This is a genomic window from Puia dinghuensis (assembly GCF_014642875.1).
GTDB lineage: Bacteria > Bacteroidota > Bacteroidia > Chitinophagales > Chitinophagaceae > Puia > Puia dinghuensis.
Genome location: NZ_BMJC01000001.1, coordinates 167335 through 192091, shown reverse-complemented (window position 1 = coordinate 192091; position 24757 = coordinate 167335). Strand labels below are relative to the sequence as shown.

12 protein-coding genes are annotated in these 24757 nt (G+C 53.2%); 2 read left to right on the top strand and 10 right to left on the bottom strand.

Features of this window, described 5'->3' with window-relative positions; all coding sequences use genetic code 11:
• Positions 1–87: 87 nt before the first annotated feature.
• From xyl3A to IEY39_RS00595, 3 genes are read right to left on the bottom strand one after another with little or no spacing between them, the layout of a single operon-like run.
• The gene (gene xyl3A, locus IEY39_RS00605) at positions 88–4521 is read right to left on the bottom strand and encodes a xylan 1,4-beta-xylosidase (RefSeq protein ID WP_188927490.1); all 4434 of its coding nucleotides are present in this window, start codon (positions 4519–4521) and stop codon (positions 88–90) included.
• A complete protein-coding gene (locus tag IEY39_RS00600) occupies positions 4518–7016 on the bottom strand; it encodes a glycoside hydrolase family 95 protein (RefSeq protein ID WP_188927483.1) in 2499 nt (832 codons plus the stop codon). Before IEY39_RS00600 ends, xyl3A begins: the two co-directional genes overlap by 4 nt.
• 37 nt (positions 7017–7053) lie before the next feature.
• Positions 7054–8076, bottom strand: coding sequence for an aldo/keto reductase (locus IEY39_RS00595; protein WP_188927481.1), 1023 nt, complete (start codon positions 8074–8076; stop codon positions 7054–7056).
• Positions 8077–8129: 53 nt separating this feature from the next.
• On the opposite strand from IEY39_RS00595, the gene IEY39_RS00590 reads away from it, so the two are divergent.
• Positions 8130–9155 (top strand): LacI family DNA-binding transcriptional regulator, encoded by a 1026-nt coding sequence (locus IEY39_RS00590; RefSeq protein ID WP_188927479.1) that lies wholly within the window; start codon positions 8130–8132, stop codon positions 9153–9155.
• A 29-nt stretch (positions 9156–9184) separates the two neighbouring features.
• Here the strand turns inward: IEY39_RS00590 and IEY39_RS00585 are convergent, their stop codons facing one another.
• On the bottom strand, positions 9185–10903 hold the full coding sequence (locus IEY39_RS00585) for a RagB/SusD family nutrient uptake outer membrane protein (protein WP_188927477.1): 1719 nt from the start codon (positions 10901–10903) through the stop codon (positions 9185–9187).
• A gap of 14 nt (positions 10904–10917) precedes the next feature.
• The gene (locus IEY39_RS00580; protein ID WP_188927475.1) at positions 10918–13959 is read right to left on the bottom strand and encodes a SusC/RagA family TonB-linked outer membrane protein; all 3042 of its coding nucleotides are present in this window, start codon (positions 13957–13959) and stop codon (positions 10918–10920) included.
• 360 nt (positions 13960–14319) lie between these two features.
• On the opposite strand from IEY39_RS00580, the gene IEY39_RS00575 reads away from it, so the two are divergent.
• Positions 14320–15420, top strand: a complete 1101-nt coding sequence (locus IEY39_RS00575; RefSeq protein ID WP_188927473.1) for a Gfo/Idh/MocA family protein — start codon at positions 14320–14322, stop codon at positions 15418–15420.
• A 38-nt stretch (positions 15421–15458) separates the two neighbouring features.
• Here the strand turns inward: IEY39_RS00575 and IEY39_RS00570 are convergent, their stop codons facing one another.
• The 5 genes from IEY39_RS00570 to IEY39_RS29675 all read right to left on the bottom strand — a co-directional run.
• The gene (locus IEY39_RS00570; protein ID WP_188927471.1) at positions 15459–18020 is read right to left on the bottom strand and encodes a glycoside hydrolase family 2 protein; all 2562 of its coding nucleotides are present in this window, start codon (positions 18018–18020) and stop codon (positions 15459–15461) included.
• Positions 18017–20482, bottom strand: a complete 2466-nt coding sequence (locus tag IEY39_RS00565; RefSeq protein WP_188927469.1) for an ABC transporter permease — start codon at positions 20480–20482, stop codon at positions 18017–18019. Before IEY39_RS00565 ends, IEY39_RS00570 begins: the two co-directional genes overlap by 4 nt.
• The gene (locus IEY39_RS00560; RefSeq protein ID WP_188927467.1) at positions 20475–22133 is read right to left on the bottom strand and encodes an alpha-L-fucosidase; all 1659 of its coding nucleotides are present in this window, start codon (positions 22131–22133) and stop codon (positions 20475–20477) included. Before IEY39_RS00560 ends, IEY39_RS00565 begins: the two co-directional genes overlap by 8 nt.
• 17 nt (positions 22134–22150) lie before the next feature.
• Complete coding sequence (locus tag IEY39_RS00555) at positions 22151–24550, bottom strand: glycoside hydrolase family 2 TIM barrel-domain containing protein (protein WP_229688707.1); 2400 nt, start codon at positions 24548–24550, stop codon at positions 22151–22153.
• A 7-nt stretch (positions 24551–24557) separates the two neighbouring features.
• Positions 24558–24757 (bottom strand): hypothetical protein (locus IEY39_RS29675; protein WP_229688706.1); only part of this gene is annotated, 200 nt, incomplete at its 5' end.

The window sequence follows — 24757 nt, the reverse complement described above, 5'->3', positions numbered from 1 at the left end:
GGCTGAGCTTCTGGCCTCCTGCGATTTCAGCTCCCGCGCGAGGTCATAGATCGTCAGGTCCTTCAATTTTGCCATGGTGATGGACGTTTATCTCACCGTAACGCTGATCTTCTTCAGGTCTCTGTCCGCAGAACTATTCCCATACCATACATCATAGTCTCCGGGGGTAACCGTCATCTGTCCTTTTTCGTCATTGTAGAATTCAAAGGCGCTGTACGGAAGCCCGACGGTCGCCACGACAGTCTTCCCTGCCGGCACGGTCACCCGCCTGAACCCGCGCAGGGTCTTCAACAGCCCGCTGCTGTCGTCAGCCCTTCGGATATAGACCTGCACTATCTCCGTCCCTGTGCGCTTGCCGGTATTCGACACGGGTATGGCCAGCGATAAGCCGTTCTCCTTCGTTACGACCTTATTGCCGGCATCGGCATTCCCGATGGAAAAATTGGTATAGCTCAATCCAAATCCAAACGGGAAAAGCGGATCGGACATGTACCGGTAGGTCCGGCCTTTCATCGAATAGCTTTCAAAATCCTTCAATTGGTCGGAGCTATTATAAAAGGTCACCGGCAACTTGCCCGACGGATCGTAATCGCCGAACAAGACATCGGCCACGGCCTGCCCGCCCGACTCACCTCCGTACCAGGCCTGGATGATCGCATCGCAGCTCTCCATCACAGGGGTCAATGCAATGGCTGACCCGGAACAATTGACGAATATCACCTTTTTGCCGGCAGCCTTCAATGCCTTCAGACAATTACGCTGCACCTCGGGCAGCTCGATATCCGTCCTGTCGCCGCCTTTGAAGCCGGGATAATTCACGGGCATCTCCTCCCCTTCCAGCAAGGTGGAAAGGCCACCCGCAAATATCACGACATCCACTCCTTTCAGCTTGTTTATCAGCGACGAGAAATCGATGTCCACTTCTTTCCCAAAGTCGAATTCCAGGTTAGCCTGCCAATTATTCAGCTGGGCATACCGGATCTCGATTGTATACTTTTTCCCTTTTTCGACTTTAAAAGGGACCCTCGATGGCAGGGTTCGCCAGTTGTTGTGTCTCGCCAGCGAGACGCCGTCGACAAGCAGTTCAAAATGACCGGTGGCGCCGCATTTGAATACGATCTCTTCCGTCTCGGGCGCCTCGAATTCCGTTTCATAGCTGGCGGAGAAGCCCACGAGTTTGACGGCCGGCGCAAATTCATGGTCCCCTGCGGTCGTCATCTTCAGGGGATGGGTGATCCTGTCGGTAGCGGCAGCATCGCCTGTCATCTCCCGGTTGTTCCAATACCTCGCTTTAAACCCGGTCCCTCCATTGATCGATGTCTTTGAGAAATAGCTTAGCGTCACTTTATTCTCCACGAGATCGCAGGCCTTGTCATAAACCACGGACTGTGCGTTGACCTTCCCCCGGATGCCGTTGAGGATGGTAATCGTCCGCAGGGGTTTGCCGTTGTAATTTCCCCATAGCATCGTCTCATTGTCCGCATTGGGACCGATAACGGCCACCGGGCGCACCGCCCGGTTCAAAGGAAGGATATTATCCTTGTTCCGAAGGAGCGTCATCGACTCGCGGGCCATGTTTAGAGCCAGCTCCCGGTGCTGCGGACTATTGATCACCGAGGAGGGTATTTTCGTCCAGGGCACCAGGGCATCCTCGTCGAAATCGCCCAGGTCCATACGGCCCGTCAATACACGCAACAAATGCTGGTCGACCTCCTTTTCAGTGATCAGTCCCTTCGCAACGGCATCCGGGAGATGCGCGAAGGCATATCCGGCCCATACACATTCCACGTCCGTGCCTGCCGAAACGGCTTTTGCCGAAGCATGCACCGCATCGGAAGAGACCTTGTGACTGGAATAAAAATCCGTGACGGCGCCGCAATCCGACACGACAAGGTATTTAAAGCCCCAATCCTCCCGGAGGATGGTCTGCAACAGCCGGTTGTTCCCACAACAGGGTTCGTCGTCTATGCGTTGATACGCGCACATCACTTCGCGGACGTCTGCGTCCCTGACGAGAGATTTGAAGGCGGGCAGATACGTTTCCCACAAGTCCCGTGGGTCCACATTGTTCACATTCAGAACATGCCGGCTCCACTCGGGGCCCGAATGCACGGCAAAATGCTTGGCGCAGGCCAGAAGCTTCCGGTACTTCGCATCCGCAGGGCCCTGCAATCCTTTTACCACGGACACGCCCATCCGCGACGTAAGATATGGGTCTTCGCCATACGTCTCCTGACCACGACCCCAGCGGGGATCCCTGAAGATATTGATATTGGGTGTCCAGACGGAAAGGCTTAAAAAACGCCGGTTCTCCTGGCCCCTTTTCATTGCTTCATTGTATTTGGCACGCGTCTCGTCCGAAACGGCGTCGAATATCCTGTAGACCAGTGTGTCGTCGAACGACGCGGCCATGCCTATCGGCTCGGGGAATACGGTGACACTGTCGTTATTGGCCAGTCCATGCAACGCCTCGCTCCACCAGTTGAATTTCTTTATTCCAAGACGCGGGATGGCGGGAGACTGGTCTTGCATCAACAGTGCCTTTTCTTTGAGAGTCAGCCTGGAGATCAGGTCCCTTGCCCTCTCTTCGGCGCTCAACGCCGGATCCTGGTAAGGCAGCCGTTGTGCGGGCGTCAACGTCGCGGCGAAGCCGCCCCGGCGCAGCATCTTCACCTCCACCTCGCTCGAACTGTCCACCACCTGGTAGGTTGTTGCAAGCGCTTTGTCATGTTCTCCATCGGCGATGAGCGTCAGCTTATATTTCACGCCCGCAGGTAAAAATCCGAAGCGCAGCTTTTTTGTCTTCTCCCGCAGTGCGGCATTGAGGCCACCCAGCCACCAAGCCTCGCTTTTGCGCCGCGCCAGAACGACGTCCTGTCCCGGGTAGCCATCCAGCAGCCGGATATCATCCCAGGCATTGGGAACTTCCATGAGGAAGTGCTTTGCCGCGTCGGGTAACCCGTCATAGCCTTCCGGCCGATCGGCCAGGTGCTGTAAGCCGGATTCGAACACTACACTCAGCGCCAGCTCATGACCATAGGAGGTGACATGGGGGAACTGTGAGTTGGTAAAGGTCGTGGGTGTATAGTCCATGGGGCCGACCACGTTCCGGGTGAAAGGGAGTGTACAGTTGTGTTCGGGAGCCGTCATGGTAAAATCCGGTCCGTTGTTGTACCATTCCGCGCCGCGCACCGCTTCGCAGGTCATCAGGTTCGGCCAGGTGCGCGACCATCCCCTGGGCACGATGCAGCCGTGGAAATAAACCATCAGTTCCGCCTTTGCGGCATCGTCGAGGATATCGAGATAGTACCGGATCATCTCCTGTTTCTCGCTTTCGAAGAAGTCGACCTTTACTCCTGCAAATCCCAACTGTTTCAATTTCCGGAACTCCTCCATCCGGTTTTCGTGTGTCAACATCCTGTCCCGCGGAGTGGCCGTCACGAATGTATGCGGTCCACCGGAATTGTACCAGATAAGTGGCCGTATGCCTTTAGAGAGTGCGTATTTCGCCGCGTCCTCCAGCGTGCCGCCATTTCCCATGGCGTCCCACTCCCAGTCAAACAGCGTATAGGGCCAGTTCATTTTTGCCGCCAGATCGGTGAAGGCGCAGATCACCTTATAATCTTTCGTGCCATGATTATGCGACCAGTAGTTCCAGGAGACAAGGCCCGGTCTGATCCAATCCGTTCTTTGAAGGACGGAGGGGGGTGACAGGTCCTCTACCAGGGTGGATGCGACGATGTCGCCGAGGTTTCCGGCAATGATCACCCGCCAGGGCGACTGCCAGGGCAAGCGGATGGATGGCGTCGAGGCGCCGAGGCCCCGGCCGTCCTTCTGGTCGGGGAAGGTGACCTTATAGGAGTCGCCGGCGGCGATATTGCTCAGTTTGGAACCACAATACGTGCGGTCCAGGTCCGCTTCATGGACGAGGAACCATTTCTCGGAGCCGGGGACGTTGAACAGGGCGGGGTAACACCAATCCTGTCGAACGCTGTCGTCCTTCATGGCCTTATAGAGGCCTTCGTTGGCCGGGTTCCATTTTTCCAGCCAGCGGGCCGTGCCCGGGGCAACCGTATAGGCCGTGATCTCTTCTTTCACGACGACCGAATTTCCTGCATCGGGGAATCGGTAGCGGAAGGCCAGACCGTCGTCATAAGCGCGGATGATCAACTCGAGCTTCGAGTGCTTTCCATTCTCGAACGAAACAGTGATCTCATTGGCCCTGTTCCGGCAAAGAGACCGCTTGCCGTGGATGGCCGTATACTGCTCGTCAATGGCCAGCGGCTTACCGGCTTTTATGAAGTGAAGATCGTCCCAGAAAGCCTGGTCGCTGCGTACCAGTCCTAACGGGATCTTTGGGATCATGCCGGATAGGTCCAGGTACCAGTCCCCTTTGTCGCCGCCCTGCGTGCAATACAGATTGGCGACGATGCGGTGGTTGGGCGATTCGAGGCGCAGACGTTGTGCGGCGGCTGGATAGGCGGTTATTAGGAGAAGGAGTAGTGCTATCGGAGTTCTCATCGATTCGTAGTTTTTGGGGAGGGTTCAAGGCCGGGAGCGTTGTCTGCCAGAAAGGTGTAGCTCTTGCCCGGTTGTGTGGCGATATCGTATAGCAGAGTCGGCTTCGGGTCAGTCGCGATCCCTTTCGCCTCCGGCGAGATGACGGGCCCGGGTATTTGTTCCGTCTGATAAAAAGGGTTGTCGTTGGGCCCCGTAGCGGCCGAAAGGGCGCCGTCGAGGCAGCGTAGTGCATTGGGCACGCGAAGGCGCAGGCGTCCACCAAGGTTGGACTTTATCACCACCTTTGTCAGCTTACCGTCCTTCCATTCCATATCTTCGATCGCGAAGCCGCCCCTTGCCCGGAGTCCGCGGATGCTGCCGGCGGGCCAGGCGTCGGGCAAGGCCGGCAGCACGAACAGCGCGCCGTCCGCGCTTTGCATGAGCATCTCCGTAATGCCCGAGGTGCAGCCAAAGTTGCCGTCAATCTGGAATGGCGGGTGTGCATCGAAAAGGTTGGAGTAGGTACCCCCACCCTCCGGGTTGACGCCCAGGGGTGAAAGCTGCGTCTGGATGAGCTTATAGGCATGATTGCCGTCCAGCATCCGCGCCCACCAGTTGACCTTCCAGCCCATGCTCCAGCCCGTCGAGACATCACCCCGCTGGATAAGCGTATTCCTGGCTGCCGCGTACAGTTCAGGAGTGCGGTAGGGTGAGATCTGATTGGAGGGGAAGAGTCCGTACAGATGGGAGATATGCCGGTGATGGTCATTAGGATCGTCTACATCATCCAGCCATTCCTGTAACTGGCCATACTTGCCGATATGCATGGGAGGCAATTTGGCGCGCAGGGTTTTCAGGGTGTCGATAAAAGCGTCGTGCCGGTGAAGGATATCCGATGCCCGAATCACGGTGCTGAAGATATCGAAGACCATTTGGTTGTCCATCGTGGTGCCTGCGTCCAGTGAAGAATTCCCGTGCGCTTTGGGTGCGTTCTCGGGTGATGTTCCGGGATTGATCACCAGCCAGTGGTTTCGGGGGTCTTCGACCAGGTCGTCGACATAGAACATCGCCGCGCCCTTCATTACCGGATAGATGGAAGCGAGCCAGGTCTTGTCGCCGTTATACAGGTAATGTTCCCATAAATGCTGGCTTGTCCATGCCCCACCATCGCTCCACAGGCCCCAGAACATCCCGTCCACGGGGCCGGTGCTCCGCCAGATGTCTGTATTGTGATGGGCCATCCATCCCCGGGCCCCATACATCACCCGGGCCGTCTCCCGGCCCGTGACCGACAAGTCCCGTACCATTTGCAGAAACGGCTCGTGCATCTCGGGAAGATTGGTCTTCTCCGCCGGCCAGTAATTCATTTCCGCGTTGATGTTCAAGGTGTATTTGCTGTCCCAGGGCGGCATCAACCGGTCGTTCCAGATGCCTTGCAGATTGGCCGGCTGGCCGCCCGGTTGGGAGGAGGAGATGAGGAGGTACCGGCCATACTGGTAGTACAGCGTCACGAAGGACGGATCGTTGGCGTTGCGGAAGTTTTTGAGCCGTTCGTCGGTGGGCAGGCTGTCGTTGTCCGAGTGGCCGAGGTCGAGCTGTACCCGGTCGAAATAGCGGCCGAAGGCAGTTATATGCGCTTTTTCGATTTCCGCAAACGACTTTGCGGATGCTTTTGCGAGGTAGCCCGTCGCGCGGGCATGGGCATCCCCGGTCAGATCGTGATAGTTGACAAAGTTCGTAGCGATGGAGATATAGATGGTCGCGGCGTCGGCGCTGCTGATGAGCAGCGAGGTATCGGACTTTTGTATGGCACCACCTTCCGTTGTGATCTTAGCTATCCCTTCGTAACGGACCATTCCTTTGACGCCTTCGTGATCCATCGTGGTTCCCGAGATGACGAGTTCCCCGCCGCCGTTCGTCTTCCGCTCCGCATTCTTTTCCGGAGTGGTATAAGAGGCGCTGAAGGAGAGGCTTCCCGGCTTGCTGGTCGTCAACCGCACCACGATTACCCGATCGGGCAGCGATGCCAGCACTTGCCGGGTGTAGCGAACGTCCCCTACTGTGTACGTGGTCGTGGCGATTCCCCGGCTGATATCCAGTTCCCGCCGGTAATGGCTATAATTGTCATGACCGTCGAAAGCCAGCCGGAGGCTCCCTACCGGCTCAAACATCTGGCCGCTCGATTTACTCAGCTTTACGGACTGCTCGAGATACTTTTGCGCGTCAGCCTGTTTTCCCTCGAAGATGAGCTTCCTGGCCTCCGGCAACGCCGCCAGCATCTCCGGGTAATCGTTTCGGTTAGGGCTACCGCTCCATACCGACTCTTCATTTAGCTGGATGTTCTCGAGCCCGACATTTCCGTAAACCATCGCGCCCAGCCGGCCGTTGCCCACCGGCAGGGCATTTTCCCACCGGGCGCCTGCCGGCTGCCGGTACCAAAGGGTCAGTTCGCCTGCTGTTTGAGCAGAGGATATTGTTGTCATCCCCAGCAATGCTGCAAATAGGATCTCCTTCATTGAAAATAGTATGTTTGTTAATGAATTCCTTAGCCGATCACCGCACGAATGCCGGGATATCCACATCGATCAGATGCCGCTCCTGCAATGCCCGCCAAAACTCCTCCGGGAGCGGCCGGGCCGCCAGGTCCAGGTTCTCTCTTACCCGGCCGGCCTCGGAGCAGTGCAACGCAATGCTGCTGACGCCCGGCACCATTAGGGCGAACTGCACGCAAGCCGCCGCAGGCGTCACCTGGAATTCGTCGCAGACGGCAAAGAACTCTTCCCGCCATCGGTACAGGGGCGCCGAAGCTGCGTCAGCGCGTTGTTGTTTTCGATAGTCAAAGTAATCAGAACCTACGAGGAACCCGGAATGAAAAACGGCGGAATTGATCACTGCAATGCCCCGATCAGCCAGCTTTCTGATGAGGTCCATCAACTCCGGCGGATGGTTTTTCACGGTCATACTATTGGCAAACATCACCCAATCCAGTGACACATCCTCCACGATCTGCTTTATCACGCGCCAGTCCTTCGCGCCGACGCCGACTGCCGACACCCGCCCCTGGCGCTTCAGGTCGAACAAGGCTTCATAGGCATCGAGAATATCTGCATAACGGCGGAGATCCAGGCCCTTTTGCACACCGCCGCCGGCCAGATATTCATCCGGATCATGCACCGACACCATTTGCGGCGTATAGCCGCCCAGCAATTGATTCCCCTGTTCAAAGCACTCCAGTATCCCGTCGTAACCAATCTTCTGCACTGCGTCGTAACGAAGGTCCTTCCAGACCCCCGGCTCGAACGTTGGTTCATCGCCGAGCAATGGGCTTCGGACCCAGCCCAATTTATTGCTGATGACCACATCCTGTGGATCGACATTCAGCCGACGCAGTGCCCGGCCCAAGACTTCCAGCGCCAGACCGGCCCCGTATTTGCCGGCGCAGTCAAAGACCACCGGTGCGTCTGACAAGGACGTGCATGCCTCCACGACCCGTGTTTTAACCTCCTCGGGGGTGGCGGCGAACAGATTTCCCAGTCCGCTGGTACCGAATACAACCGACGGTAATTTTATTTCCATAAGGCTATTGTTTCTCATGAATTCAACCTAATTTCAACATTGAAAAAGTTGACATGAACAGCCGAAAACGCGCGACGATCTATGACATTGCCAAGGAACTCAACATCTCCCCCTCCTATGTCTCCAAAGCGCTGAGCAGCCACGAATCCGTCAGCGAGAGCATGCGGCAGCGCGTAAGGGAAAAGGCTGAGCAACTCAACTATAAGCACAATTCGCGTGCTGCCAATCTTCGGCGTGGTCAGTCCCGGACCATCGGCGTAGTCGTTCCACATATCAACCAGAGTTTTTTTTCCGATGCCATTTCAGGCATCGAAGAGGTTTGTTTTGCCAATAACCACAGCCTGGTCATCTGCCAGTCCCACGAGTCCTACGAAAAGGAAGGCAAGGCCATCGAAACCCTTATCCATCAGAATGTCGACTGTATCCTCATCTCCAATGCGGAAGAAACGGCCAGTACCGATCATCTCCGGCAGATTGCAAAGAACAAGATCCCCGTCATTCAATTCGACCGTTGTCTTGATGCCTTCGACAGCTTCAAGGTTATCAATGATAACAAGGCAGTGTCCTATGAAGCCGTCAGGAGCCTCATCCGAGAGGGCTACCGGAACATTGCCTTTCTTGGCGGCCCGGACCTCGTGAAGATCTTCCGGGAGCGCAAGGAAGGGTTCATCGCGGCCATCGCCGAAGCCAACCTGTCTATTCCTTACAATTTCATCATCGACAACGTTCTCTCACGCGAACGTGCAAATCAAGCTGCCTTACCCCTGTTGAGGCTTCCCAACCGCCCGGACGCCATTTTCACCGTGTCCGACCTCCAATCCCTGGGGGTAATGGACGCCGCTGCCGCCCTTGGCATCACTATTCCTTCCCAGTTGGGTGTATTCGGCTTTGCCGACGAGACCTTTTCCCAACTTGTCACACCCTCCCTTTCGACCATCGACCAGCACAGCGCGGAATTGGGCCGGAAAGCCGCCGAGCTTTACTTCCAGCGTATCTACCAACAGGACGAGATGCCGAAGACCGAAACCGTCGTCATTGCTTCCGAGATCCGCATCCGTCAAAGTTCCCGGCGGCAGTAACCATTTGTCTTCCCGCCGCCGGGAGAGCCCTATTGCCAGCCCGGCGATTGCGTCACATTCGGGTCCCGCTTTATTTCCGCCCTTTCAATTGGTATTAAGTTCATGGCGCTGGTATAAGGGATCTTCTGCAGCCAGGTTACTGGCGTGTATGTCGTCACTCCGGTCTGGAGGTTTTTGATGATCTTCATTCCCCGCAGTGGCCGGTTCTCTATATCCCCTGCGATCGTCCACCGCCGCTCGTCGAAGAACCGGTGTCCCTCGAAGGCCAACTCGATGCGTCGTTCGTTGTAGAGCCGGTCGCGTAAGGCCGTGCCGGTATACGTCGCGGGGACCGGCGGCATGTTTACCCTTGCCCGCACCAGATTGATGTATTGCCGGCATACGGCCTCGTTACCGAGATTGAACTGCGCCTCGGCATAGTTGAGGTAGATCTCCGCCAGGCGGAAGAAAGGCCACGGTGTTGTGTAGAACGTCTGCCAGTTGATCGGCCCATTGTCCGGCATGAATTTCTTCAGGATATATCCTCCTTCGGGATTATCACTGCTTTGTTTATAAGAGTCGAATCCCCAGGAATTCCCATCGGAAGCGATCCATGTAAAAAGGGTATCGCCGTGATAGGTCCCCGAATCACACCAGACGGTCGCCTGGAACCGCGGGTCCCTGTTCCAATAGGGATGGTTGGGATCGTATCCCGAAACTGGGTTGGGCGACTGCGTAGCCGCCGTCGTTGCCCCAGGTCCTCCGCCGGTCCACTTGAAGGGCGGCTCACCCGTCGTGGCCATATCATAATCGTCGACCAGGTTCTGCGAAGGACCGTTGCTCGCCCACCATCCGCCGTAGGCGCCATAGCGGCGGCCAAGGTTGTGCATGGGATACTGGGTACCGTTGGCCGTGGTGAACTCCCGGGTAAAAATATACTCGTTCTCCGCACTGCCGCTTGGCTGGTTGAACAAGGTTCGGTAATCCGAATACAATGAATACCCGCTGTTGAGCAGCGCGGCGGCAGCGTCGGAGGCCGTCTGCCACCTGGACTGATCGCTGGTCGTATTGAACAGGGGCGAAGCGGCGTATAGCGTAACCCGTGACCACAACGCCAGGCAGGCGTCCTGCGTCGCCCGGCCAAAATTCGGGTCTGTTGCCTGGTATCGCTGCGGCAAAGCCGTCTTTGCGGCGTCCAGGTCTTTCTTGATGAAGGCTACGCATTCGTCGAAGGTGTTCCGCTTGAAATTCGCGCTATCGCCCAATGTGTAAGCCGTATCGACGATTGGCACGCCGCCATAGCGTTCGATGAGGTTGAAATAGATGAATGCCCTTATGAAGTGCGTTTCCCCGATCAATCGCGTCTTGGTCGGGAAACTGATCGAACCAGCGGCCGCCATCTTCTGGAGGAAATAATTAGCCTGCCGGATATACTGGTACCCCTGGGTCCAGTAATACATATATCCGCCCCAGAAATCGCCGTTGTTGACACTGGCGATATTGTCCGGGTTGTAGGTATTCTGCTTGAAGATATCCGCCCCGCAGCATGGCGCCGTATTGATCGCTTCGTCGCTGTACTTCGAGTACATATGAAGGTAGAAACCATGGGGTATCCCGTTGTACAGGCTGTTCTGATAAGCAGCCACCAGGTTTTGATCGGTCCAGACGACATTCTCTGCGATCCTGTCCTGCGGAGGAATGTCCAGCACATTTCTTCGGCAAGCCGCCAGACTGCCGGCAATGATGATTATGACAAGTATTTTTTTCATATCTGTTGACAATTTTAAAACTTGACTGTGCATCCAAAATTGATGATCCGTTGTTGCGGGTACGTAGTGGAGTTCCCGCTGATCTCGGGGTCGGCATATTTGATAGCCTTCGCCCAGGTGAGCACGTTGAAGCCGCTGACATAGAACCGCACATCGTTGAAGGTCTTCGTCCTTGTTATCAGGCTATGGGGCAGGCTATAACCTATTTCAGCCGTCTTCAGACGGATAAAGGTTGCATCCTTCAGGTACAAAGTGGTCGCGCCTGGCGTCCACTCATTGGACCGGGGAAGACTGCCGTTGGGATTGCTCACCGTCCAACGATTGTTCGCCCTGGCCACCATCGCATTGGAAAAGTCCGTGTTGCCCAGGTTCGCATACACCTGGTCAAAGTTGTACGCTTTCGTCTGCCCGTAGAAGAAGAGGTTTAGATCCCAGGATTTATAGCGGATAATAGTAGTGAGGCCAAAGGTCTCCATGGGGATCGCGGAATAATCGAAGCGGAACTGGTCATTGGCCGTGATCTGCGAACCGCCGCTCAGATTGGCGATCTTTTGGTCGCCTACCTGCGAGCCGGTGCCGGCCTGGTTGGCATTCCTCGTCAGGTCAGCCTGGTCCTTGAAGATGCCGATGGCCTTGTAATAAAGCGCGGAACCGATCGGGTGGCCCGTCTGGTTTTGCCAGGGTTCCGCATGGGGTACTTCATCCATATAGATGATCTTGCTCCTGGCGTAGCTGAGATTCGCCAGGATCGAGTAAGACCAGTTGTTGAAGGACTGCTTGTGCGTCAGGATCAGCTCGTAGCCTTGGTTGTTCACCTTCCCGATATTCTCGCTGGGCAGGCTGGGATAGCCATAAATATTGCTCACGGAAAGATTGGGCTGCACCAGGATCTTCGAACGATGCTCCAGGAAATAGGTAGCGTCGATCCCCAGCAGGCCGTTCCACAATGTGGCCACCAGGCCGAAGTCCGTCTTCTTGCTCACCTCCCAGGTGATATCCGCGTTGGGCACCGTGTTCGGATGGATCCCGGGCACATCGGCCTGTCCGAATACGTAGTTGTTCCCGAAGGAATAAGACTGCAGGTACTGGTAGGGATACACCCGGTCGTTGCCCAGTTCGCCGTGAGAAGCCCTTAGTTTCAGGTAGGTGATGGCGGGGATGTTATGCATGAACTTCTCTTCGGAAAGCACCCATCCTGCCGAACCGCCCGGGAAAAAGCCGTAGCGCTTGCCCACGGGAAAGATCTGTGAGCCGTTGTCCCGGAACGAGAATTCCAGCAGGTATTTGGATGCGAAGTCATAGTTCAGCCGGCCGAAAAAGTTGTTATAAGCTCCCGCGGAGGCGCTGCCGGCGACACTCTGATCCGCCGCGGCCGTGCTGCCCACATTGAGTTGCGGAACGGCGGAGCTCACAAAATTCTTGCGACCCGCATTGGTAAAGGAATTGGTATTGTATTGCTGCTCCGCCCCGACAAGGGCCGTCACATGGTGTTTACCGGCAAAGGTCCGGTCATAGGTGAACCGCGCATTGGTCAGCTGTGTGGTCCATTTGTTGTAGATATCGTTCAGCTGGATAGCTGTATTTTGGAGTAGCTTATCATAATTCCCCGTATTGACATTGTACGAGTAGAAATAGGCCGGGATCTGCCAGAGTTTCTCGAACTGGTTCGCAAAGTCGTAGTTATAGGATACATCCACTCGCAACCCTTTAACAAAGGGCACGCGGTAGGTGCCCGTAAATGTAGTGTAGATGGAACCATTGCTGATCTTGTCAAAACCCTCTTGATCCAGCAGCAGCGGGTTCTGGTTCAACCGGCCCGGAGCGATCAATCCATTGGGATAGATCGCGGCCAGGGTGGGGTTCGACTGTAAGATATTGACGAAGTTAACACCCGTGCCTGCTCCTGGCTGCCCGGTAACAGAAGAGTAGGTAGCATCCCTGAAAATGCCCGAAATGTTTGCGCCAACGGTCAGGTTGGGGGCCAGATCCGCATCCAGCTTGAGGCGCATATTGTATTGCTGGAAATCATCCGGGCTGTGTTTGAAATCGCCATTCTGTGTTGTCGAGCCGAAAGACAGCAGGTACCGGACGGCATCTGAACCGCCGCTGGCCTGAATACCGACCTTCTGGACATGCGAGGATTTGAGCACCGCTTTTACCCAGTCGGTATTGGGGTAGAGGACGGGGTCGGACCCGTTCTTGAATTTCTGAATCGCCGAATCCGAATAAAATGGCGTGAAGTTCGTAGGGCGCCCTTCGCGGTAGAACAACCCCTCGTTATATACCTGTGCATACGTGGGCGCATCCAGCATCTTGGGGATCTTCGTTACATCCTGGATACCGTAATTATAATTGAAGTCGAAGACCGTCTTACCCTTTCGCCCCGACTTCGTCGTCACGAGAATGACCCCGTTAGCAGCACGCGCACCATAGATGGCTGCAGAGGCATCCTTCAGCACGGAAATGGTCTCGATATCGTTTGGGTCGAGCCGGGTGATCAGGCTGCGCTCCACCCCATCGATGATAATGAGGGGGCCGCTATTCACCGGGGCATTGGGGTCGGGATTCGGAATGGTAGCCATACCCCGGATAAGGATATTCGGATCATCCCTGCCCGGTTCGCCATTACCTTGATTAACGATGAGGCCCGGCAGTTTACCCGCCATCGATGCGCCAACGTTGGGGGAAGGGCTCACGGCGATCTCTGCGCCCGATACCTGGGCCACGGATCCCGTCAATGTGGCCTTTTTTTGCACGCCGTAACCAACCACGATGACCTCACTGCCTTGTTGTGCGGTCTGTCTTAGGTGTACGACCGTGAAGGTGGCGGCGGCGGCGATCTCTTCCGACGCATAACCGACAAAGGTGATCACCAGTTTGGAGCCTTTCGGGGCATTGATGGAGAACCCGCCATCGGCTCCCGTCTGCACGGCATCTTTGGCGCCTTTTACCTGTACGGTCGCCCCGCTGACCGCCGAGTCGGCAGCAATAACCCGGCCCGTTACGGTGATCCGTTGCTGGGCGAAGCCCGTCAGCGAGGAGAGAAGGGAGAGCATTAAAATAAGGGAAAACCCAAGAGGGTGACTACGCCATAGTCGGCGTGCGGGGGGATAATTTGGTTCCCCACATGGCAAACATCGTTTCATTAAGCAGCGTTTTAGTTGTGACAATGAATTTTGTTCCCGGCGTCAAGCCTTGCAATGCAATCGGTTTCAAAGCTAAAAAATTCAATCGATTGAATAAAATATTTTTCCCTTTTTCCTTATATTTACATATGTAATTGTATATCAATTGATATTAACATATTTTAAATTCTTACACGTTTATTCAATCAATTGAATTCAGTATCCCCGGCGAAGACTTCCAGCTATTCGAACCCGAATTTTACCTTTGTCGTAACCTTAAATTGTTATCGTATGAACTTCATTTCAAGGAGACGTGCCATTAAAACGATCGCTGCCGGCGGCGGCATCCTCCTGCTTTCTCCCAGGACGATCTTCTCCACTCCAAGAGCCTCCAAAGACAAACTGGGGGTAGCACTGGTCGGCCTGGGCTACTATAGCACCGACCTGCTGGCGCCGGCCCTGCAACAAACCAGACACTGTTACCTCGCCGGCATCGTAACGGGTACCCCTGCCAAGGCACAAGCGTGGCAAAAAAAATACAATATTCCGGACAAGAACATTTACAACTATCAGAACTTCGACAGCATCGCCAATAACCCCGATATCGATGTGGTCTACGTAGTCTTACCACCCTCCATGCATAAAGAATACGTAATAAAGGCCGCCAACGCAGGCAAAGAAGTATGGTGCGAAAAGCCCATGGCATTGACGGAGGCGGAATGCACGGCCATGATCGATGCTTGCCGGACCAACAAAAAGTCGCTTGCCATCGGTTACCGCCTGCAGCATGAGCCGAATACCCAGGAGTGGCGCGCATTGGTGCAAGGACAACACCTCGGCAAGGTGAAGAAAGTCAACTGCGCGGCCGGCTACCGCGAAAATCGCACCGATCACTGGAAGCAAAAAAAAGAGATGGGTGGCGGAGTATTGTACGATATGGGCGTGTATGCTATCCAGGGAGCCAGATTAGGGACAGGCATGGAACCAACCTCCATCCTTTCAGCCGAAACCTCCACTACGCGACCGGAGATCTACAAAAACGGCCTCGATGAAACAACCATTGCCATGCTCGAATTTCCCGGTGGTGTGACCGCCGACATCAAAACCAGTTTTGGGGAGTATATGAATTTTATTACGATCAGCTGTGATAAGGGAGACATAAAAATGCAGCCCTATTCCGAATACAATGGCCAGAACGGCACCAGCCCCCTGGGTATTATCCATCATCCATACGAGGTTCCCTTCCAACAGGCCAAACAAATGGACGACGATGCCCTATCCATTATAGAAAAGCGACCCATGTTGGCGCCGGGCGAGGAAGGCCGGCGCGATATCCGCCTTGTCGAAGCAATCTACAAGACCGCATCTTCAAAACAGCCCGTGAAACTCTAATCCAGTGCGCCCAAGCGGGGTGCCGTTCTTACTCATTATTATGGCAAGATCCGGCCGCTTACTATTACTTCCGACAGCCGGGCCTTGCACCTGCCTTGAAATTTTATCCGCACATATCGCCCCGGCATGGCTGCCACCGGAATTGTCCGTCGCGCCCTCGCGTCCTTCACATCATCCAGGGGTGTCCAATGACCATTTAACCCGATCTCGATCTCGTATGGGCAGTCGTCTGCGGTTTCTGCATCGACAACGATGCTATCCACCTCCACGCTCTTTTCCATATCGAGCATCCACCAGGCAGCGCTGTCCTCCGTCAAAGGACACCAATACGTAAGCGGATCGCCGTCCGCGGCAAATCCGGGCGAGTGCCCCGCCGCGGCGCTGCTGGCGAAAGTCGGGTTATTCCTCCCAAAATGCCGCATAGCCGTGTCCGGCCGCTCACCGGTAAATTTTATGTAGGGGTTTCCGTTGTTCTGAAGAGTGATACCTGGCCTATATGGGATGGCTCCTGTGAACCGGATAGTGGTCGATGTGGAGGTAAGTCCTGGTGAGCTGGCGACAATGCGACAATCACCGGCATACCACGCCCTGCATTCGATCGCCGACTGACCATCCGCAATAGCGATATCGCTACCCGGCGCAAAATGGATCCTGCGTCCCGTGGGGAAGACTCCGGGTCCGGAAAGGACCTCCAGGTCGACCGGCGGGCTATTGCTCACCTGCCTGCCGTCGGCATTCACCACGGTGACCATGATGCGAATGTCATCCGTTCCGTCCGTTGATGCGCTTTGCTTGTCCACCTCGAGCCGCAGCCCTGCCGCCACCCCTTCACGCGGCCACTCCGGTGGCGGTATATTCCTGTAATGCGCCCGGTACCAGTACCAGGCCCGTTTGGGTATGCGGAAATAGTCCACGATCCCCATCTCACCGAGCTGCCCCCCGGCAATCGATCCGTGATCGAAGCCGCACCACACCGCCTGCCCTGCCCGCCAGGGATGAACCGCATGACCGCTATCCACCGCCAGGTCGCCCCACCCCGGAGCATAGTTCCCCGGCCGCTTTGCCGATACACTCCCATACTCTGCCACTACGCTTGGAATCCCCGGATCCCGGAATATCGGCAACGCACCACCGTCTCCGTTATAACCTGCCACCTGTCCAATCTTGTCGATACGGTTGCTGTCGAGCGGCCGCTGAGCGCCGCCGATAGCCGCCGGCCGCGTCGGATCGCAGGTATTGGCGATGTTCACCAAGGTCTTCAGAAGCCGCTTTGCCTTCTGTAAGGTGGCCGGCGCCGTAAAGAACGGCTCATTGGATAAGCTCCATATGATCACAGACGGATGATTTCGCTGGATCCTGATCATCTCCTCCAATTCCTGGTGAACGCTTTCCTCAAAAGGCCCCTGATCCGCCGCAATAGTCGGGTAAGCGCTGGAGTTCCAGGAACCTTCCGGGGTATTATCGCTGCCGCCGATACCCCAGAAGGGGTTTTCCGACCAGCACAGCATGCCAAGGCTGTCACATGCATCATAAAAAGCCGGGTCATGCGGGTAATGCGAGCCCCGGATAAAATTAAAGCCGGCCTCCTTCATCAACCGGACATCCCGGTAGAAACCCGCATTCGTCACGGCATCCCCCCATCCTGCATGGTCCTGGTGCACATTCGCCCCGCGCAGGTAGACATGCCTGCCGTTCAGGAAGAACCCGCTGTCCGCACTCCACCGGATTGACCGGATACCAAAAGGGGTTATGTACTCATCCGCCTTTCGCCCGCCGACATATAACGAGATTACTGCCCGGTACCGGTATGGATTCTCCGGAGACCATAGACGGGCTCTGCACCGCAGCAGGCCGGACTGATCGATATTCCGGGTTTCCCCCGGCGCGAGTTGCTGCTTCTGAACGAATCGGGCAACGCCCCTCCCCACCGCGTCAACCACCAGGGTCCTTACTTCCACCTCGCATGCCGAATCCAGGTGGTTGGTTACCTCCGCCTGCACACGCACCCTTGCATGCGCTGCCGAAATTTCGGGTGTGGTAATGTAGCTCCCGCACCAGGCTACATGCACGGCCCCCGTACCGACAAGGTATACATCCCGGTAAAGGCCACCCGAAAAAGTATGCTCACCGGCCCTGGGCGCCAGCCTCGGGTTCCAGAGATTGTTTAGTCGCACTGCCACCAAGTTATCTCCCTGCCGCAAAGCATCCGTAATGTCAATTGTGAAACCGGTGTACCCTCCCTGGTGCCGTCCCACCCGTTGACCATTGACGAAAACCTCGGCATCCTGGAATGCCGCTTCGAACTCCAGTGACCAATGCCTCCCATCGCCCGCTTTTTCTATCGTAAAATGTTTCCTGTACCAGCCATAGCCCATGTAGAACTGTGGCGACATAAAATACGGTGTGCTGAAAGAATGCGGCAGGCCGATCCTTTCCCACCCTGCGTCGTCGTATCGCATACCTTCCGCTCCCGGATGATCGCCCAATTGAAATAGCCAGTCCCTATTGAAATTGATCCTTTCCCTGGGATGCTGAGCCATCCCTTTCATGTCAAAGCAAGTAAGCAAACAAAGAATGATCCCGATTCTGATATTCATCATTCGCTCTTTAAACTTGTCACAGGATTTGCCAGTCCGGCCTTTACAGCGTGGAAAGCGATGGTCGCCAGCGCCAAAAAGACTGCAATACCTGCGGCCGCAGCAAACACCCACAAACTTATCGTAATCCGATAGGCAAAGCTTTGCAGCCATTGCTGTATAAAGAAGTATGCGACTGGCGTCGCCAGAATGAAAGACAGGCATATCCATTTTATATACTCTTTTGAGAACAGCGCCACGATATTATAAAGAGAGGCGCCAACTACTTTCCTGATACCGATCTCTTTGGTCCGCTGCTGTACGGTTAATACCGTAAGCCCGGTTAACCCCATCACTGCAACGAGAATGACAAAGAACGTAAGTACGTTTAGTACCCGGCTTAGAACAGATTCTGTTTTGTACAAATTGTCTACACGCTCATCTAAAAAATGATATTCGAAAGCCCCGCCCGGCGCGAACGAATTCCAAAGGTTCTTAATGTACGCAATTGTGCCTGGCAAATTGCCGCCTTTTATCCTTACAGCTACATAAGTCCCTTGATTATTGAGGAAAATAGCAATAGGACGGATGCCTTTATGCAGGGATTGAAAATTGAAATCTCTTGCTACACCGACAATTTCATATCGCTTCGTCCTGATGTCAAGTGCATTCAGGTATTTGGTGCTGATGATCTTATTCACCGGCTCCTGAATACCAAGCTCCTTTACCGCCGCTTCATTAAGAATTATACGTTGTACGGTATCATTATCTGACTGCGGGTTGAAATCCCTGCCTTGCAACAGCGGGATATCAAACGTTTTGAGGAAGTCGTAGCCTGCGCTGAAGTTGGCCAGAAGGTGATCTCTGGTTCCTGGGATGTAGTTGGCTGCGATAGGGAAATTGTCCAGGCCGCTGCCGGGATAATCGATACACGGATTGGCCGAAATAACATTTGTGTTCTTTTTTAGCTCTGTAACAAAAGCCGATTCTTTTTGCGCTAATAACATAGATGGGTCATCCAGCACCAGGATATTTTCTCTATCAAACCCCGGAGACTGGCTGTGCAGGAAATTCAACTGTTTATCGACAAATATAGCACAGGATATAAGCGCTATAAATATAAAGAACTGCACTACGATCAATGTACTCCTGAAGCTCATCATCTTCCTGCCCGGCCTTATTGCTCCCTTAAGGGCTTTTACTGCATTGAACGAAGACAGGTACAATGCCGGATAAATACCGCCCAAACCAGTTACCACAAAAAATAAGGCGAGGAATATTGCCAGATTAACACCGCTCACAAGTCCTGATGCAGGAAGTTCAGTAGCCATAATTTGCTCAAATGGATGAAGCAGCACTATAATAATCACCACGGCCAACAACCATGCGATCAAACTTATAGCGCCTGATTCAGCAAATATGAGCCCGACCAGCCTTATTCTCGATGACCCCAACGTCTTTCGTATGCCTATCTCTTTTGAGCGCCGCATCGTGTTGGCGGTGGAAATATTCGCGTAATTGATACAAGCCATCAGAAGCAGGAAGACGGCCGCAGTGCCCAGGATATACAAATTGCTGAATGACACCCCCGGCTCCAGTTCTCTTTCAAAGTTTGAGTGCAGATGAATGGAAGTGAGTGGCTGTAATTTATATTCCCAATAGTTGCCTTTATCTTTAAGGTTGACATAGCTTGTGTTAAAGTTAGCTCGCAGTTGCGGATCGACAAAGGGCGTAACAGCATGTAAAAGCTTTCTTTCAATAACAGAAGGGTCAGTTCCATTTTGCAGCAGTACGTAAGTATAGTATGTATTATCAACCCACACCTGCGACCGATTCCATGGGTCGGACACATTGGAGAATATAATATTGTAATGAAAGTGTGCATTCGGTGGCACATCTTCCGTTATACCGGTTATTTTGCACTGAAAATTTCCCCATCCGCCAAACTTAAGCGTCAACGCCTTGCCGGGTATAGTCCCGTTATTAAAAGCGGCTTCGCCAAAATATTTAATAGCAGCAGATTTTGTAATAACGATCGTGAAAGGCTTAGTCATCGACTCGTGTGGATCGCCCTGCAAAAATTTATAGTCGAATATGTCAAAAAAAGTGGAGTCTGCCTGGTATACCTCTTCATTAAACGTTTTCACTACTCTACCGTTCTCTTCATTGCTTACAGCCAGGCTATTGTATTTCCAGATCCTTGTGATGGCTTTTACTTCCGGAATTTCGCGCTTCATCAGATCGGCAAGCGGCGGCGGAGCCATTGACGAAGTGAAGTTGTTCCCGTTCATCAATATATGAGGATAAACACGATAGATGTTGGAAGCATTGTTGTTAAACTTGTCAAAGCTTAGCTGGTATCTGATCCATACCAAAATAAGCATGCACGCAGCAATGCTGACTCCCAAGCCGAACAAATAGATTAAAGCAAGAGTTTTATTTCTTGCCAGATTTCTGAAAGTGGTTACCAGGTAATTTCTAAGCATAACGAATCTTTACCACATTTGCGTAGGCCAACTCATCCGAAGTTTTTTCTGGCAGAACAACCACCAGCCCCTTCTCCCTTCTTTCGAAAGTTAGCGACTGCCCGGTTGGTAACCACTCCACTTTTTGGATCTCTTTCGGGAAATACTGGCTGTTATTGGCCAAACTCTTTATCGTAAGTTTCCCGTCTTTCGGCCAGCCCATTGCAGTAGCATAAAGCACATCGCCTTTGACTGCAAAGCGAATGTCTTCATCCGTAAACGGCTTTCCTTTCCCTTCATTAAAACCTTGATCGCTTAGCGTTTCCTCCTGCGCAGGTCCTTCACCAAATATTTTCCATGGCCTTGTACCATAAATGCTTTGACCGTTCACCTGCATCCATCTGCCAATTTCATCCACCACTCCCCTCTCCTTTTCGTCGATCGTACCATCGCCGCGAACAGGTATGTTCAACATTAAATTGCCGTTCTTACTCACGATGTCAACCAGTGACTGTATCACCATCTTTGGCGTTTTATAACCATCGCGTTGATACAACCCACGGTCATAATGCCAGCCTCCGATACAGGTATCTGTTTGCCAGGGAAGCGGTTGAATAGCGTGGGCTTGCCCCCTTTCGATGTCCCATACCATGGCCTTGCGCTGGTCTTCATTTAACTTTTTTCCATTGACGATCGCCCGAAGCTCCCCATGTTCTTTAATGCTTTTATTGTAAAGATGAGCGGCAATGCGCAAGCCTGCATCACTAACAGGCCAGAACGGAAGCTGGTCGTCGTCGAAATAAACTACGTCCGGATTGTATTTGTCGATAAGGTCTATCGTTCGGTTATAAAACTTTTCGATGTATGCTTTATCTGGGGGATATACGCCATTACCCCAATCCCATTGCGCTGGGTTGAACTCATTATCTAAACTATTCTGGCTCAACGGATGATTTTGCGCATATAGATCCTGCGGGTCCAGGCCATCCCACCATTTTCCTTTTCCGTCCGCTTTCGTAAGCTTTCCATCGTAAGGAATGCCGGCATATTGCCCGGTTTTGTCCGAACGCTGCGCCACTTCATACCAGCGCCATGCATGCGATGCATGAACGCTTACCCCAAAGGGAAGTCCATTGTTTCTTGCCGCTTTTGCCCAACCGCCGATCAAATCTTTACCCGGACCTATTTTAGTAGCGTTCCAATGCTGCTGATACTTGCTGTCGTACAAATCAAAATTGTCGTGATGATTGGCCAGCGCCATAAAATAGCGGGCGCCCGCCTTTTTATACAAACTCACCAATTCTTCGGGATTCCAATTCTCTGCTTTCCATTCGTTGATCACATCTTTAAAGCCGAACTTTGAAGGATGTCCATATTTTTCCAGATGGATTTTATATTGCCATGATCCTTCCTCATACATATTTCTTGCATACCAATCCCCGGCTTCCGGCTGGCACTGCGGCCCCCAATGCGCCCACATGCCAAATTTGGCATCACGAAACCAATCGGGTGTTTTAAAGTTCTGTAACGATTCCCAGGTCGGGTCGAATGGACCTTTTGCAATGGATTCTATCAAATGGTTTTCTCCAAACAAATTATTACCCAAGGCGCGGGATAACCACCAGGACGGCAATGTGGCGGCAATTCCCTTGATCAATGTTCTTCGTTTCATTTTTAGAAGTTGTGAGTTTATTTTGTTGCAATATCCAAAAAAGCATCGGGCAACCCTTGCGATGTCACCGTAAGTCTAACCTCCCCCGCAGTATGGGTGCTTCTAATGACAACCAACGCCCGGCCGTGCCATGCTTTGCGGTTATCCGCTACATATTTGTCCGTGTCCTTCATATCGCCATTGTCCACCCCTGCAATCACACCGGGCCCGTCTATTTTAAAATGCAGGCGGCCGTCGGCGTTGGGCTGGAATACCCCATCCTTATCCATTATTTCAACTGTAATATAGATCAAGTCCTGGCCACTCGCCATCATTTCTTTCCTATCGGCAATCAGTTTGATTTTCGCGGCATCGCCCGAAGTTCGCAAAATAGCTGAGTCGATTTCCTTACCATTTTCCACGCCAACAGCTTTTAAAACGCCTTGCGAATAGGGCACTGAAAAGGAAGCCTTGTATTCCTGTTCTTCGGTTGCCGGCTTTTCGTCCAGGAGCTTTTCATTTAGGTAAAGCCTGACGCTGGGATATTTGGAATAAACCTCAACCTGGATATTCTTTCCTTCGAGCCCGGGCCATGTCCAGCTTTCCCAGGTCGGCCATACCGACCACCAGGTTTCTTTGATCTCGAGAGGCGCCGGTTCCGGTTCCCGGACAGCCATATAGAGGTTCTCAGTATTATTATACAGCAGGTTCCTGTAGTGCGATATGGGCTTTCGCCAGCCGATCAGGTCAATGTCGCCGCAATAAGCTCCATGCCAGGGAAAAAGATCGTTCTCCCAATGTTCACCCGGCACATCGCCCGAATAGTACCAACGCCCTATCCCCGATTCGCCTAAATAATCCATTGCGGTCCAAACACAATCGCCAATGACATAGTTGTTGTTTTGCACCAGTTTCCAGGTGGCAAAAGCATCTTTGGGATACGACTCGGTCTGAAGGATAATCCGTGCAGGCACTCGCTGATGGTCGGATGGCGCAGCATATAAATGATAATTATAGCCGGCAACGTCATGCGCTGCCATCAGCGGATCAAGTGCTGCCCAATCTTTACCATTTTCTACGATCGCTGAGGTCATCGGGCGGGATGTATCTATTTTCCTTATCGCACCAGCGAGCATTTTTGCGGTCTTTACCGCTTCTGGGGTCCCCCTTTCCACTATTTCATTACCTATGCTCCACAGTACGATAGAAGGATGGTTTATATCCCGAACGATCATGGTCTCCAGGTCACGCCTCCACCATTGATCAAAATAGGTGGCATAATCATACTTGTTTTTACCCATCCTCCAACAATCGAATGCTTCATCGATCACCAGCAAGCCTAATCTGTCGCACGCATTCAGGAAAGCTTCGGAGGGCGGGTTGTGAGAAGTACGGACCGCATTGAATCCGGCTGATTTCAGCAGCTCGACTTTTCGCTCTTCTGCGCGGTCATACGCAGCAGCCCCTAAGCAACCGTTATCGTGATGCACACAGCCGCCATCGATCTTTAACGATTTGCCATTAAGCTGGAAACCCTTTTCAGCGGTAAATTGTATGGAACGGATACCAAAATCCGTCTTTGTTGCGTCAACTACTCTTTTATCTTTCAACACCTGTATCTCAGCCGCATATAATTGGGGGGTTTCCGGAGTCCACAGCAACGGATCTGACACCATTACGGTCTGTGTAATTTCTTTCTCGCTGTTGGCAGCCAGCTCGGTGCTGACTTGACCAATCCCTGCATTTTTAGATATTCCGGTGCTAAGCCTGGTCTTAAGAACAATACGTTGAGGAAGGCCGGTTTCGTTCTTTACCAATGTTTTTATCCGAACGGTCGCGCTTTTAGAACTAACTTCAGGGGTAGTAATCGATACTCCCCAATTGGCCACATGCACAAGATCGGTAACCACCATCCAAACATGTCGATAGATGCCTGAACCGCTGTACCACCGGCTGTTCACCTGTTTTGAATTATCCACCCGCACGGCTATGACGTTTTCATGGCCGGGATCCAGGTAAGACGTAAGGTCATAACTGAATGCGGAATAGCCATAAGGCCGGACCCCAAGCGATCTTCCATTGATAAAAACCTCGGAGTTCATGTAAACCCCTTCAAAATAGACAGAAATGCTTTTACCTCTCCATTCATTGGGAACTGCAAAGGTTTTCCGATACCAGCCCACCCCCGCAGGAAAGTATCCTCCGGCGCCTTTCGTCGGGTTTTTAGGATTTACTTCCCCTTCGATGCTCCAATCATGGGGCAGATCGAGGTTACGCCAACCATCATCATTGAATCTGTTTGTTTCTGCATCAGGAATATCACCTAAACAAAACTTCCAGTTATTATCAAATAACTGTTTTCTGACGATTTGCTGTGACCTTGTCGTCGTCGCCGACATCAGCAATGCCAACAGTATCTGTATACCATATTTTTTCATCTACAACTTATTCTATCGCCTTATACCTGAAATCCCTGAATCGCACAGTGCCATCACCGATGGAGCAAAGTCCTATCCTCAAACTCAGAAAGCCGCCCAGCGCATTGTGGTTCATCCCGGAAACTTCCAGAGAGCTCTCGATCTTACGCCAATGGACGCCATCGGTGCTGTAAAACATGTCTACCGTGTTATTGATATTCTTAAGCC